Source organism: Pseudomonas plecoglossicida NBRC 103162 = DSM 15088, from assembly GCF_000730665.1.
Classification (GTDB): Bacteria; Pseudomonadota; Gammaproteobacteria; order Pseudomonadales; family Pseudomonadaceae; genus Aquipseudomonas; species Aquipseudomonas plecoglossicida.
In genome coordinates this window covers 1-14,311 of the sequence record NZ_BBIV01000069.1, presented here as the reverse complement: position 1 = coordinate 14,311, position 14,311 = coordinate 1, and the positions used below count along the sequence as shown (strand labels likewise).

13 protein-coding genes are annotated in these 14,311 nt (G+C 64.2%); 8 read left to right on the top strand and 5 right to left on the bottom strand.

The features are described 5' to 3' along the window. Positions 1-18 precede the first annotated feature (18 nt). From PPL01S_RS23665 to PPL01S_RS23650, 4 genes are all read right to left on the bottom strand, one after another. On the bottom strand, positions 19-648 hold the full coding sequence (locus tag PPL01S_RS23665; protein ID WP_028626228.1) for a pseudouridine synthase: 630 nt from the start codon (positions 646-648) through the stop codon (positions 19-21). 6 nt (positions 649-654) lie between these two features. Further along, a complete protein-coding gene (gene amn, locus PPL01S_RS23660; protein ID WP_028626229.1) occupies positions 655-2,118 on the bottom strand; it encodes an AMP nucleosidase in 1,464 nt (487 codons plus the stop codon). A gap of 154 nt (positions 2,119-2,272) precedes the next feature. Next, positions 2,273-3,916, bottom strand: coding sequence for an acyl-CoA dehydrogenase family protein (locus tag PPL01S_RS23655; protein WP_028626230.1), 1,644 nt, complete (start codon positions 3,914-3,916; stop codon positions 2,273-2,275). Positions 3,917-4,051: 135 nt separating this feature from the next. Further along, positions 4,052-6,043, bottom strand: a complete 1,992-nt coding sequence (locus tag PPL01S_RS23650; protein ID WP_028626231.1) for a sensor histidine kinase — start codon at positions 6,041-6,043, stop codon at positions 4,052-4,054. Between the two features lie 265 nt (positions 6,044-6,308). Between PPL01S_RS23650 and PPL01S_RS23645 the strand changes: the two genes are divergently transcribed. The 4 genes from PPL01S_RS23645 (at position 6,309) to PPL01S_RS23630 (ending at position 9,807) form a co-directional block, all read left to right on the top strand. Further along, positions 6,309-7,106 carry a hydroxymethylpyrimidine/phosphomethylpyrimidine kinase gene (locus PPL01S_RS23645; RefSeq protein WP_016393492.1) on the top strand — a complete coding sequence of 266 codons (798 nt, stop codon included), beginning with the start codon at positions 6,309-6,311 and terminating at the stop codon, positions 7,104-7,106. Positions 7,107-7,120: 14 nt separating this feature from the next. Beyond that, positions 7,121-7,744, top strand: a complete 624-nt coding sequence (gene thiE, locus PPL01S_RS23640) for a thiamine phosphate synthase (protein WP_028626232.1) — start codon at positions 7,121-7,123, stop codon at positions 7,742-7,744. Between the two features lie 17 nt (positions 7,745-7,761). Continuing rightward, positions 7,762-9,045 carry a glutamate-1-semialdehyde 2,1-aminomutase gene (gene hemL, locus PPL01S_RS23635; RefSeq protein WP_016393490.1) on the top strand — a complete coding sequence of 428 codons (1,284 nt, stop codon included), beginning with the start codon at positions 7,762-7,764 and terminating at the stop codon, positions 9,043-9,045. A 216-nt stretch (positions 9,046-9,261) separates the two neighbouring features. Continuing rightward, positions 9,262-9,807 carry a tetratricopeptide repeat protein gene (locus PPL01S_RS23630; RefSeq protein ID WP_016393489.1) on the top strand — a complete coding sequence of 182 codons (546 nt, stop codon included), beginning with the start codon at positions 9,262-9,264 and terminating at the stop codon, positions 9,805-9,807. Here the strand turns inward: PPL01S_RS23630 and PPL01S_RS23625 are convergent, their stop codons facing one another. Then, positions 9,808-10,134 carry a DUF1820 family protein gene (locus PPL01S_RS23625; RefSeq protein ID WP_016393488.1) on the bottom strand — a complete coding sequence of 109 codons (327 nt, stop codon included), beginning with the start codon at positions 10,132-10,134 and terminating at the stop codon, positions 9,808-9,810. It lies immediately after the preceding gene. Positions 10,135-10,388: 254 nt separating this feature from the next. Here PPL01S_RS23625 and PPL01S_RS23620 point away from each other — a divergent pair, with 254 nt between their 5' ends. From PPL01S_RS23620 to lnt, 4 genes are read left to right on the top strand one after another with little or no spacing between them, the layout of a single operon-like run. Continuing rightward, on the top strand, positions 10,389-11,387 hold the full coding sequence (locus PPL01S_RS23620) for a PhoH family protein (RefSeq protein WP_016393487.1): 999 nt from the start codon (positions 10,389-10,391) through the stop codon (positions 11,385-11,387). Then, positions 11,380-11,853, top strand: coding sequence for an rRNA maturation RNase YbeY (ybeY, locus tag PPL01S_RS23615; RefSeq protein WP_016393486.1), 474 nt, complete (start codon positions 11,380-11,382; stop codon positions 11,851-11,853). Before PPL01S_RS23620 ends, ybeY begins: the two co-directional genes overlap by 8 nt. Positions 11,854-11,878: 25 nt before the next feature. Next, the gene (locus PPL01S_RS23610) at positions 11,879-12,718 is read left to right on the top strand and encodes a CorC family transporter (RefSeq protein ID WP_016393485.1); all 840 of its coding nucleotides are present in this window, start codon (positions 11,879-11,881) and stop codon (positions 12,716-12,718) included. Between the two features lie 8 nt (positions 12,719-12,726). Beyond that, positions 12,727-14,244 (top strand): apolipoprotein N-acyltransferase, encoded by a 1,518-nt coding sequence (gene lnt / locus PPL01S_RS23605; RefSeq protein WP_016393484.1) that lies wholly within the window; start codon positions 12,727-12,729, stop codon positions 14,242-14,244. Positions 14,245-14,311: the final 67 nt, after the last annotated feature.

Here is a 14,311-nt window from a genome sequence, read left to right as displayed (position 1 = left end):
CGATGAAGCCAGCGACTACTAAAGCCTGGCCGGCACCTCGCGCCAACACCCCTGCTCCAGCCCATCCAGCGCCCAATCGCCAATGCGCACCCGCACCAGGCGCAAGGTCGGCAAGCCCACCGCCGCCGTCATGCGCCGCACCTGCCGGTTACGCCCCTCGCCAATCACCAGCTCCAGCCAGCTGGTCGGCACGCTCTTGCGAAAGCGTACCGGCGGGTTGCGCGGCCACAGCTCGGGCTCGTCGAGGCGCCGCGCTTCGGCGGGCAAGGTCGGCCCGTCATTGAGCTCCACACCTTCGCGCAACCGCGTCAGTTGCTCATCGCTCGGCTCACCCTCCACCTGCACCCAATAGGTCTTGGCCAGCTTGTGCCGGGGGTCGGCGATGCGCGCCTGCAGTTGGCCGTCATTGGTCAGCAGCAACAACCCTTCACTGTCGCGGTCCAGCCGTCCGGCCGGGTAGATGCCCGGGATATCGATGAAATCCTTGAGCGTCGCGCGCCCTTCACCGTCGCTGAACTGGGTCAGCACGTCGAACGGCTTGTTGAACAGTACCAGGCGTGGCTCGGCCGGTGGCGCCTTGGGTTGGCGCTTTGGGCCGGCAGGCCGCGCCTGGGGGCGGCGCGGCTTGGAACGGGGTGGCAGTGGCATGGATCCTCAGCGGAACGGCGGCTCATCGAAGCTGCGCAGTTTACGCGAGTGCAGCGAATTGAGCTCGGTGCGCAGCAGATCGAGGGCCGCAATGCCGATTTTCAGGTGCTGGCTGACGGCGCGGTTGTAGAAGGCATTGGCAGAACCTGGCAGCTTGATTTCACTGTGCAGCGGCTTGTCCGATACGCACAGCAAGGTGCCGTAAGGTACCCGCAGACGGTAACCCTGGGCGGCGATGGTGCCGCTTTCCATGTCCACCGCAACAGCACGCGACAGATTGATCAGTGGCCGCTCCTGGGCCCAGCGCAGTTCCCAGTTGCGGTCGTCGTAGGTCAGCACGGTGCCAGTGCGCAGGCGCTTCTTGAGCTCTTCGCCGCGCTCGCCGGTCACCTGCGCCGCCGCTTCCTGCAGCGCCAGCTGGACCTCGGCCAACGCCGGGATGGGGATGTTCGGCGGCACTACCCGGTCGAGAATGCCATCGCGGCGCATGTAGGCGTGGGCCAGGACATAATCGCCGATGGTCTGCGACTGACGCAGGCCGCCGCAATGGCCGATCATCAGCCAGCAGTGCGGGCGCAGCACGGCCAGGTGGTCGGTGATGTTCTTGGCGTTGGATGGGCCGACACCGATGTTGACCAGGGTGATGCCGTCGCCATCGGCAGCGATCAGGTGGTAGGCCGGCATCTGGTAGCGGTGCCAGACCACGCTGGCCACCAGGGCCTGCGCTTCACCGTGGTCCATGCCCTTTTCGATCTCGACGTTGCCCGGCAGCACCATGCGCACGAAGCGCGGGTCTTCACGCAGCGTCTCGAGGCCGTGGCTGATGAACTGGTCGACATAGCGGTGGTAGTTGGTCAGCAGGATCCACGGCTGCATGTGCCGCCAGTCGCTGCCGGTGTAGTGCACCAGGCGGCGCAGGGAGAAGTCCACCCTGGCGGCGTCGAACAATGCCAGTGGCAGGGTTTCGGCACTGCCCCAGTCGCACAGGCCATCGGCGATGTTGTCGGTGGCAGCCGACAGGTCGGTGCTGGGGAACACCCGTGCCAGTTCGGCGGCGGTGATGCCGCTGCCGGCCAGTTCATCGCCTTGGTCGACCACGTAGGGGTAAGGGATGTTCTGTTCGCTGACGCCGACTTCCACAGTCACCGTGTAGTCGTGCATCAACGGTCGCAGCTGTTCGAGCAGGTAGCCACGGAACGCCGAAGGTTGGGTGACGGTGACGCTGTAGGTGCCCGCCACCTGGACCTTGGCATAGGCACGGGTGGTGGCGGCGACCTCACCGTGGCTGTAGTAAGTCAGGCGCAGCGCCGGGTAGCGGTACAAGGCACGCTCATCGGCGTCCGGCTCGGTACGGCCTTTCAGGTAACGCTTGAGGGCCTGGCTGAGGGCCCCGGTGGCCTGTTCATGCAGGGCCGCCAGACGATCGACGGCCTGTTCGGGAGTATCAACGACTACAAAAGCGTGGCTCACACTAAGCTTCCTGTCTGGACATGCATATCAGCCATCTTGCCTGCGTTTCATGGCAAATACATCCCCGGTGGTCGCCAGTGCCTATCGCCGGCAAGCCGGCTCCCACAGGTACAGCACAGGCCTTGTGGGAGCCGGCTTGCCGGCGATGGGGCACTCATGCCGGCGTGGCCCGCGCCACCAGTGCCTCGACATCCACCCCGCGAGGCAATGCCCCATACACGCGCCCGCCACCTGCCAGACGGCTGCCGATGAAGGCATCGCTCACTACCGTGTTCCCCGCCTCCAGCAGCAACTTGGCCTGCAACGCCACGGCAATGTCCTCGGTCAGCTGCCGCGCCCGGTACTGGATATCACCAGTGTCGGCAAACGCCCCCTTGAGATTGCCGATGTGCGCCGCCAGCCGCGGATCACCGTGCCCGTCGCCCAGTTCGGCGAACAGCGCCTCCAGCACCCCCGGCTCCTTGGACAACGCCCGCAGCACATCGAGGCACTGCACGTTGCCGGAGCCTTCCCAGGTGGAGTTGACCGGCGCCTCGCGGTACAGCCGCGGCAGGATGCTGTCTTCGACATAGCCGGCGCCACCGAGGCATTCGGCCGCCTCGTTGATCATCGCGGGGGCGCGCTTGCAGATCCAGTACTTGCCCACCGCCGTGACCAGCCTTGCGAAATGCGCTTGCTGCGGGTCGTCCAACTGCTCCAGGGCCTGCCCCATGCGCAGGCTCAAGGCGAGTGCGGCTTCGCTTTCCAGGGCCAGGTCGGCCAGCACGTTCTGCATCAGCGGCTGCTCGCTCAACAGGCGGCCGCCGACCTTGCGGTGGGCGCAGTGGTGGGTGGCCTGGGTCAAGGCCTGGCGCATCAGGGCGCTGGAGCCGACCATGCAATCGAAGCGGGTCATGGCGACCATTTCGATGATGGTCGGCACCCCACGCCCCTCCTCGCCCACCATCCACGCCAGGGCTCCGCGGAACTCCACCTCGCTGGAGGCGTTGGAGCTGTTGCCGAGCTTGTTCTTCAGGCGCTGGATGTAGAACTGGTTGCGCTGGTCATCGGGGCGATGGCGCGGCAGCAGGAAACAGGTCAGGCCCTTGTCGGTCTGGGCCAGGGTGAGGAAGGCATCGCACATCGGTGCCGAACAGAACCATTTGTGCCCGACCAGTTCGTAGGGTTGTCCGGGGCCGGGCGAGCCGACCGGGTAAGCGCGGGTGGTGTTGGCACGCACATCGGTGCCGCCCTGTTTCTCGGTCATGGCCATGCCGATGGTCACCCCGACCTTGTGGCGGTCGCCGACATTGCGCGGGTCGTACTCGCGGGCAAGGATCTTCGGCAGCCAGTATTCGGCCAGCTCCGGCTGCAGGCGCAGCGCCGGCACGGCGGCGAAGGTCATGGTCAACGGGCAGCCGGTGCCGGCTTCGGCCTGACTGTGCAGGTAGGTCATCGACGCCCGGGCCACATGGGCGCCAGCGCGAGGTTCGGCCCACGGCAGCGACGGCAGGCCGTGCTCGACGGCGGTGCGCATCAGCTCATGGTAGGCAGGGTGGAACTCCACCAGGTCGATACGATGACCATAGCGGTCATGGCTGCTGAACTCGGGCTTGTGCGCGTTGGCCAGGAAACCTGCCGCCATCAGCGGGCCGCCAGCCAGGGCACCGTAGGCATCGATCCGCGACTCGGCCCAGCCAGCGCCGAAGCGCCGTGACCATTCCTGCAGCGGCAGATCCGCACGGTACAGGTTGATGCCGTCGAGTGACGGCGGCTGGTTGGTGACTTCGTGGGTCTCAGCGTACTGGTGCAGGTTCATCGGGAGCTCCTGGGGCCTGGTATGCCTGAAAGTCCCAGTGAAGCATTCCCTGTCAGTGAGTCAAAGTGACAAATATGACTAAAGGTGTGGTCGCGCCGGATTGGCCTGCGGGCTGTGCAATGGCGCAGCGGCCCGTCAAAAACGCACAGCCCCGGACGCCGCCCGGCCTGGCGGCATCTGTGTCTGGGCAATTGCCACATTCAGGCTCAGCTCGAAACGGCTGCCCAACCCACGCGTCGATTCATGGGACAGCTTGCCATCGAGCAACTCGCCCATCTGCCGGCAGATCGACAGCCCGATACCCAGGCCGCCATAGCGCCGGGTCATCGAGCCATCGACCTGGAAGAAGCGCTGATACAGGATCGCCTGGTCCAGGTCATCGAAACCGATGCCGCTGTCGCTCACGGTGAAGGTAAGGGCCAGGCTGTCCGGCCCCAGGCGTCGACCACGAACCTGCACCATCACCCCGCCCTGGTGGGTGAACTTCAAGCCGTTGTCCACCAGGCAGCACAGGCAGCGGGCCAGCTTGTGCGCATCGCCGAGCAGCTCGTCAGGCAGCTCGGCGGGAATGTCCAGGCTCAGGTAGAGGCCTTTACCCAGGGCCGTGCCGGCGTGGCCGGCCCGCAGTTCCTGGAGCATGCGGCGCAAGCTGAACGGCACAGGGCTGACGCGCAAGCGGCCGGCCTGCAGCTCGGTCAGCGTGAGGATATCGTCGACCATGCCCATCATGTCCTGGGCCGAGCCGACCGCAGTGCGCTGGTACTGAGCCATTTCGGCGCTCATGGGCAACGTCTGCATCAACTCCAGCGAACCGATCACACCATTCATCGGTGTGCGCAACTCGTGGGTGACGGTGGCCAGGAACTCGTCCTTGAGGTGGTTGCTCCTGGCCAGTTGCTGGTTCAGTTGCTCCAGGGTGCGGCCGGTATCACGCAGGGTCTGCGCCTGCTGTTCGCGCATGCTGTTGATACGGTCGGCAAGGGCCAGCGACAGGAGCGCCACTTCCAGCGCCGAACCCAGTTGGCTGGCGTACATGGTGATGAACACGTTCGGCAGGTAGCCCAGCACCATCAGGGTATTGACCAGCCCGCCGAGCAGAAACGCCGTCCAGGCGATGATGAACCAGCGCGCAACGCGCACGCCACGCGCCCAGGCATACAGCCCTGCGGCGAAGATACTTACAGTGAACAGTAACGCCAGCACCGTGGCCATGCGCAGGGCAATGCCGTAGGCCATGCTCACCGACATCACCATGACCAGCACGCCGCCCAGCATCAACAACTGCAGCCAGCGGTCCAGGACCCGGCTGAGCTTGCCCAGGCGCAGGAAGTGGCGGGCGAACTGGCAGCCGAACAAACCTGCCGCACCGATGAACAGCGGTGTCGCGGCATTGGCCCACCAGGGGCTGTCCGGCCAGAAGTAGGCCACGCCAGCGCCATTGACCGACACCTGATAGAGGCCGAACGAGGCGATATAGAGGATGTAGTAGAGGTAACTGATATCGCGAACGCTGATGAAGATGAACAGGTTGTACACCAGCATCACCAGCAACACGCCATAGATCATGCCCAGCACGTACTGCCGGGTGGGCTGATCTTCCAGGTAGGCCTCGACAAACCAGAGCGCCAGCGGCGCCTGCACCGAGCCCTGGCTGTGCAGGCGCAGATAGGCCGTGGTCGCCTGGCCAGGGCGCAAGGGCAGTTCGAACAGGTAGTTGCTCTGGCGGATCTGGCGGCTGGCATAGGGCAGCGCATCGCCGGTACGCTGGGCCAGGCGATAGGCGCCAGCGCTGCCGGGCAGGTAAAGTTCGAGGTGATCCAGCGGCGGGTAGGCCAGTTCCAGCAACCACTGGCGGGGCGGGGCGCTGGCAGCCGCCTGGTAATGCAGGTCGAGCTTCAGCCAGAACACCGAAGTCGAATAGCCGGCATTGAGAACGTCTTCGTGGTGGGTGCGAAAACGATTGGCGAAGATCGGGGCGCTGACCTGCGCGATGGTGGCACTGCCATCGCGGTCTTCATAGACCTGCATGACCTTGCCCAGCGGCAGGTACCGGGTGGCATCGTCGATTTCGACCGCAGCGGCCAGCACGGGCAGCCAACCTAGAAGCACAATCAGCAAATAGCGCATACAGCCCCAGCATGGCCTGTCCGGTCGCATCGCGATGGCCTCCGCTCCATATGAGACGACGAAATCCAGCAGCGCCCGTTTGTCGAGTTATCCGCGCACTCTAGCATAGCTTTCAAGACGCGCAACGGCTCACCGCATTTTTTAAAGAAAAGGCTCTAAAACAGTACTTTCAGGCTTTTAAAAGAAAAAAAACTGACCATATGATCAACAAATCTCGCTTGTAGGACGATCCGCACAAATGGGATTGGTGGTAAGCTCGCCGACCATGAATACCTACAGCTCCCGCCCCGTTGTCCTCTGTCTCTCCGGCCACGACCCAAGTGGCGGCGCCGGCCTGCAGGCAGATATCGAAGCCCTGATCGCTCAAGGCTGTCACGCCGCACCGACCGTGACCGCCCTGACCGTGCAGGATACCGTCAACGTTTCCGACTTCCGCGTGCTCGACCGCGAGTGGGTTCTGGCCCAGGCCAACGCCGTGCTGGCAGACTCCAGGGTCGCTGCCGTCAAGCTGGGCATGCTCGGCTCGATCGACATGGTCGACACCGTCGCCGAACTGCTCGCTGCCCATCCGCACCTGCCTCTGGTCTGCGACCCGGTGCTGCGTGCCGGTGGCGGCGGTCGCCTGGGCAAGGACGAAGTCGGCTATGCCCTGCGCGAACGCCTGCTGCCGTTGGCGACCATCGCCACGCCAAACCTGCCCGAAGCGCGCATTCTCGCCGAACTGCCGGAAGGTACCGCAGACGAGTGTGCGGAAAAACTGTTGCCGTTCTGCAGACACCTGCTGATTACCGGTGGTCACGGCGACGAGGACGAAATCCACAACCGCCTGTACAGCCGCGACGGCCAAAGCCACACCTGGACCTGCCAGCGCTTGCCGGGCAGCTACCACGGCTCGGGCTGCACCCTGGCCAGCGCCCTGGCCGGCCGCCTGGCCCTGGGCGAGCAGCTGCAAAGCGCGGTACGCAGCGCCCTGGACTACACCTGGCGGACCCTGCGTGATGCAGAACAACTGGGCAAGGGCCAGTTCGTCCCACGCCGGCTGCCCCTGGATTTCTGTTCCTGATACGAGGCCTTCAGATGAAGCTACGCGGTCTGTACGCGATCACCGACAGCCAGCTGCTCGCCGGCCGTTTCCTGTCCCATGTCGAGGCCGCGCTCGAAGGCGGCGTGTGCCTGTTGCAGTACCGCGACAAGACTGACGACGCCGCCCGTCGCCTGCGCGAGGCCGAAGCACTGATGAAACTGTGCGAGCGCTACGGCACGCGACTGATCATCAACGACGACGCCGAACTCGCCGCGCGCCTGGGCGTCGGAGTGCACCTGGGCCAGACCGACGGTCCGTTGACCCCGGCCCGCGCCCTGCTCGGCCGCCACGCCATCATCGGCTCGACCTGTCATGCCGAGCTCGACCTGGCCCGGCAGGCCGCCAGCGAAGGTGCCAGCTACGTGGCCTTTGGCCGTTTCTTCAATTCCGTGACCAAGCCGGGGGCGCCCGCCGCCAACGTCGAACTGCTGGAGCAGGCCCGCGCCCAGGTCAGTCTGCCGATCGCCGTGATCGGCGGCATCACCCTCGACAACGCCGCCCCGCTGGTCGACCATGGCGCCGACCTGCTGGCGGTGATCCATGGCCTGTTCGGTGCCGACAGCGCGCAGGAAGTCACCCGCCGCGCCCGCGCCTTCAACGCCCTGTTCGCTTCCTGATTTCGAGAGAAGATCCCATGTCCCGTTCCGAATCCCTGTTCGCCCAAGCCCAGAAGCACATCCCGGGCGGCGTCAACTCGCCGGTCCGCGCCTTCAAGAGCGTGGGCGGCACCCCGCTGTTCTTCAAGCACGCCGAAGGCGCCTATGTGGTCGATGAAGACGACAAGCGCTACGTCGACTACGTCGGCTCCTGGGGCCCGATGATCCTCGGCCACGGCCACCCGGACGTACTCGATGCCGTGCGCAACCAGCTGCAGCACGGCCTGTCCTACGGCGCACCGACCGCCATGGAAACCGAGATGGCCGACCTGGTCTGCTCGCTGGTGCCGTCGATGGAGATGGTGCGCATGGTCAGCTCGGGCACCGAAGCCACCATGAGCGCCATTCGCCTGGCCCGTGGCTACACCGGCCGCGATGCCATCATCAAGTTCGAAGGCTGCTACCACGGCCACTCCGACAGCCTGCTGGTCAAGGCCGGCTCCGGCCTGCTGACCCAGGGCGTGCCGAGCTCGGCGGGCGTGCCGGCGGACTTCGCCAAGCACACCCTGACCCTGCCATTCAACGACCTGGCAGCGGTCGAGGAAACCCTGGCCGACGTCGGCCAGAGCGTGGCCTGCATCATCGTCGAGCCGGTAGCCGGCAACATGAACTGCGTACCGCCGGCACCGGGCTTCCTCGAAGGCCTGCGCGAGCAGTGCGACAAGCACGGCGTGGTGCTGATCTTCGACGAAGTGATGACCGGTTTCCGCGTATCGCTTGGCGGTGCCCAGGGTTACTACGGCATCAAGCCGGACCTGTCGACCTTCGGCAAGATCGTCGGCGGCGGCATGCCGGTCGGCTGCTTCGGTGGCAAGCGCGAGATCATGGGTTGCATCGCCCCGCTCGGTCCGGTCTACCAGGCGGGCACCCTGTCGGGTAACCCACTGGCCATGGCTGCCGGCCTGACCACCCTTAAACTGATCAGCCGTCCGGGCTTCCATGACGAGCTGAGCGCCTTCACCAGCCGCATGCTCGACGGCCTGCAGCAACGCGCCGATGCCGCTGGCGTACCCTTCGTCACGACCCAGGCAGGCGCCATGTTCGGCCTGTACTTCAGCGGTGCCGACGACATTGTCACCTTTGATGACGTGATGGCCAGCGACGCCGAACGCTTCAAGCAGTTCTTCCACCTGATGCTCGAAGGTGGTGTTTATCTGGCACCGAGCGCGTTCGAGGCAGGGTTCACTTCCATCGCTCATGGCGACAAGGAACTGCAGATCACCCTGGATGCGGCTGAGCGGGCGTTTGCCAAGCTGAAGTAGTTTGGTGTTTGTACCGGCCTCATCGCCGGCAAGCCGGCTCCCATAGGTACACCACTGTTCTCAGTCCTGTGGGAGCCAATAAAAGCCCTTCATCAATCAGCAACTTTCCCCACCAACACAGAATTTCGAGTAAAACTTTGTAAGGTTGGCGCTGCTTATCCCATAATGTGCCACCAGAGACATTGGCCGCAGCTTTGCAGAGGTAAGTCGATCCCCATGAACCGCACCGGCCGCGCCCTGACCTTGGGCTGCCTGTTGCTTCTTTCGCCTCTGCTGGCCTTGGCGGAGGGCGGTAACTCGTTGCTGATTCCGGCAACGGGCCGCTGCTCGCTCAACGTTCAGCCAGAAGACCTGGAAAGCGCTCTCAAGGCGTGCGAGCAGACGGCGACGACCGGGGATGCCCAGGCACAGTACGAACTGGGTGAGTACTACTACACGCAAACCCCGAAGAACCTGAAGAAGGCGCTGGACTGGTACGAGAAGGCCTCGCTGCAAGGCCATGCCGAAGCCCAGTACCGCCTCGGCGCCATGTTCTTCCATGGCGAGGGGGTCAAGGCCAACAATGTGCAGGCCTACATCCTGTTGAAGATGGCGGCGGTCAACGGCGCCGAGGATGCGCTGGACATGGCCGACGAAGTGACCGAGCAGATGCCCCGCGACGAACTGGAGCACGCCACTCAGGTGCTCGGCCAGATCTTTCGCAAGTACCTGCTGGAACTGCAGAGCGCTGAAGGCCGCACGCCGTTCTCGCCCCTTCCCTGATCATTTCTCCGGCATTGGCATGGGGAACGGCATGACATTGCCGCCGCCCTTGGCCTCGCTGATCTTTGCCGTTCCCAGGCGTTCCACCTCATCGATACGCACGATCGAATGCATCGGCACGAAACTGCGGATCACGCCTTCGAACTGGTTCTTGAGTTTCTCCTCGCTCGGGTCGACGACCACCTGGGTGCGCTCGCCGAAGACGAATTCCTCGATTTCCAGAAAACCCCACAGGTCGCTCTGGTAGATCTGCTTGGCATACATCTCGAAGACCTGCCCCTGATTGAGGAAGATCACTTTATAGATGGCGGGTTCGCGTTTGCTCATGGTGGGCGGGATAACACATGCGTAAGAAAAGGCGCGCATGATAGCAGACAGCGGCGCCCTCATCGCCGGCAAGCCGGCTCCCACAGGCCCCGCACAGGCCCAAGGAACAGTGCCATACCTGTGGGAGCCGGCTTGCCGGCAATGAGGCCAGTACAGGCTGGACTTACCGTTGAACGTTTCAGTGCTTTCGCCACTGCCCTTCAAGGGTTATTCTTGAGTTCACATTCATCGCCGTCGAGCGGCTAAAAACGACCTTGAACGCACCCATACAACCCCATCGCTTCATCCTCGAACCTTTCGAGGCCCACCGTTTCGCCAACTTGTGCGGCCAGTTCGACGAGCACCTGCGCCTGATCGAACAACGCCTGGCTATCGAGATCCGCAACCGCGGCAATCAATTCGAGCTGATCGGCGAACCCAACACCACTTCCGCTGCCGAGCAACTGCTGCGCCGCCTCTACCGCGAGGCCAAGGCCACCGAGCTGTCGCCGGAAACCGTGCACCTGTACCTGCAGGAGTCGACCGTCGAGAACATCGACAACCCGGCCGTCAACGAGGTCAGCGTCTCGCTGCGCACGCGCAAGGGCAATATTCGCCCGCGCGGGGTCAACCAGCAGCGCTATGTCAAGGAAATCCTGGCCAACGACATCAACTTCGGCATCGGCCCGGCCGGTACCGGCAAGACCTACCTGGCCGTGGCCTGCGCCGTCGACGCCCTGGAGCGCGAGCAAGTCCGCCGCATCCTGCTGGTACGCCCGGCAGTCGAGGCAGGCGAGAAGCTCGGTTTCCTGCCCGGTGACCTGGCACAGAAGATCGACCCGTACCTGCGACCGCTGTACGACGCCCTCTACGAAATGCTCGGCTTCGAACACGTGGCCAAGCTCATCGAGCGCCAGGTCATCGAAATCGCCCCACTGGCCTACATGCGCGGCCGCACCCTGAACAACAGCTTCATCATCCTCGACGAGAGCCAGAACACCACGCTCGAACAGATGAAGATGTTCCTCACCCGCATTGGCTTCGGCTCCACCGCAGTGATCACCGGTGACATCACCCAGGTCGACCTGCCCCGTGGCACCAAGTCGGGTCTGGCCCACGTGATCGAGGTGCTCAAGGACGTGCCGGGTATCAGTTTTACCCACTTCCAACCCAAAGATGTGGTTCGTCACCCACTGGTGCAGCGGATCGTCGAAGCCTATGACCGCTTCGAAGCCCGTCAGGCCAAGCCCGAGGTCAGCAACAAAGATGCTTGAACTTGACCTGCAACGGGCCACGGATGCCGCCGCCCCGGATGACGCCGCCTTCCGCCGCTGGTGTGAGCTGGCCCTGCGCCAGCGCACGGCCGATTCGGAAGTAACCATCCGCCTGGTCGACGAAGCCGAAGGCCGTGAACTCAACCACACCTACCGGCACAAGGACTACGCGACCAACGTCCTGTCGTTCCCGGCCGATGTGCCCGATGAGCTGCTTGATATCCCCCTGCTGGGCGACCTGGTGATCTGCGTGCCAGTGGTCGAACGCGAAGCGGCCGAACAGGGAAAATCGCTCGAGGCGCACTGGGCGCACCTGGTCATCCATGGTTGCCTGCACCTGCTTGGCTACGACCACATCGAGGACGATGAGGCCGAAGAAATGGAAGCGCTGGAACGGGAATTGCTGGCAGAACTGGGTCACCCCGACCCGTATGCCGACGATGAAAACGAACCGATTACACACTGATACTGCAAGGATCACGAGAACCGCCATGAGCGAAGATCGATCGAGCAACGGGCAGAAGTCCTGGTTGGGTAAACTGACCCAGGCTTTTGCCCATGAGCCGAAAAACCGCCAGGAGCTGCTGGAGCTGCTGCGCGAAGCCCATCAGAACAAGCTGCTCGACAGCGAAGCGCTGACCATCGTCGAAGGCGCCATCCAGGTCGCCGACCTGCAGGTGCGCGACATCATGGTCCCGCGCTCGCAGATGATCAGCATCAAGGCTACCCAGTCGCCTCGCGAGTTTCTGCCAGCGGTGATCGAGGCCGCTCACTCGCGCTACCCGGTGATCGGCGAAAGCCATGACGATGTGCTCGGGATCCTCCTTGCCAAGGACCTGCTGCCGCTGATCCTCAAGGAAAACGGCGAGAGCTTCAACATCAAGGACCTGCTGCGCCCGGCCACCTTCGTGCCGGAGTCCAAGCGCCTGAACGTGCTGCTGCGCGAGTTCCGCGCCAACCACAACCACATGGCCATCGTCATCGACGAATACGGCGGCGTGGCGGGTCTGGTGACCATCGAGGACGTGCTCGAACAGATCGTCGGCGACATCGAGGACGAGCATGACGTCGAGGAAGACAGCTACATCAAGCCATTGCCCAGCGGCGACTTCCTGGTCAAGGCGCTGACGCCGATCGAGAACTTCAACGAGTTCTTCGACAGCGAGTTCTCCGATGACGAGTTCGACACCGTTGGCGGGCTGGTGATGAGTGCCTTCGGCCACCTGCCCAAGCGCAACGAAACCACCGAGATCGGCGCCTACAAGTTCCGTATTCTCAACGCCGACAGCCGGCGGATACACTTGCTGCGCCTGACACCGATCACCCGCTAAGGACAAACATGCGTTGGATCACCCGCCCCGGCTGGCCCGGTAACCTGCTGGCCCTGGCGGCCGGCGCTTCCACTTTGCTGGCCCTGGCGCCATTCGACATCTGGCCGCTGGCCCTGCTGTCCATCGCCGTGCTCTACCTTGGCCTGCGCGAGCTCAGCCCGCGCCAGGCCATGTGGCGCGGTTGGTGGTTCGGCTTCGGTCTGTATGGGGCCGGCACCTGGTGGATCTACGTCAGCATGAACACCTATGGCGGCGCCTCGCCGCTGTTGGCGATCGTGCTGCTGGTGGCGTTCTTCGCCGCCCTTGCCTGGTTCTTCGCCCTGCCGACCTGGCTTTGGGCACGCTGGTTGCGTCGCAACGAGGCGCCCCTGGCCGACGCCCTGTGCTTCGCCGCCCTGTGGCTGTTGCAAGAGGCCTTCCGCGGCTGGTTCCTGACCGGCTTCCCCTGGCTTTACGCCGGCTACAGCCAGCTGGACGGCCCGCTGGCCGGCCTGGCGCCAGTGGGTGGCGTGTGGCTGATCTCGTTTGCCCTGGCACTGAGCGCCGCGCTGCTGTGCAACCTGCAGCGCCTGCGTGCCCGCCCGTCGTTCCTGGCGGTGGGCGTCGTCCTGCTGCTGGCGCCGTGGGTGCTCGGCATGGCGCTCAAGGGCCACGCCTGGACCAAGCCTGCTGGCGATCCGCTCAAGGTCGCCGCGTTGCAGGGCAACGTCGAACAGGAACTGAAATGGGACCCGGCACACATCGACGCGCAGCTGGCCCTGTACCGCGACATGAGTTTCAGCTCGAAACCGGTGGACTTGCTGGTGTGGCCGGAAACGGCGGTGCCGATCCTCAAGGACCAGGCCCAGGGCTACATCGACGTCATGGGGCGTTTCGCCGCCGACCGCCACTCGGCGCTGATCACCGGCGTACCTGTGCGTGAAGTGGTACACCACCAGCGCCGTTACTACAACGGCATCACCGTCACGGGTGAAGGCGATGGCACCTACCTCAAGCAGAAGCTCGTGCCGTTCGGCGAGTATGTGCCGCTGCAGGACATGCTTCGCGGCCTGATCGAGTTCTTCAACCTGCCGATGTCGGACTTCGCCCGTGGCCCTGAGGACCAGCCGCTGCTGCAAGCCAAGGGTTACCAGATCGCGCCGTACATCTGCTACGAGGTGGTCTACCCGGAGTTCGCCGCAGGCCTCGCCGCGCGCAGCGACCTGCTGCTGACCATCAGCAACGACACCTGGTTCGGCACTTCGATCGGCCCACTGCAGCATTTGCAGATGGCGCAGATGCGCGCGCTTGAAGCCGGACGCTGGATGATCCGGGCCACCAACAACGGCGTGACTGCATTGATCGATCCGTTCGGCAAGATCACCGCCCAGGTGCCGCAGTTCCAGCAGGCGGTGCTGTATGGCGAGGTGGTTCCGATGCAGCAGCTGACGCCGTACCTGCAATGGCGCTCGTGGCCGCTGGCGATTGTCTGCGTGCTGTTGCTGGGGTGGGCGCTGTTGGCCGGGCGTATCGCCAAGACCGTTTGAGGTAGCCTCGCCGGCAAGCCGGCTCCCACAGGTACAACACAGGATTCGAACGCTGTGTTCTACCTGT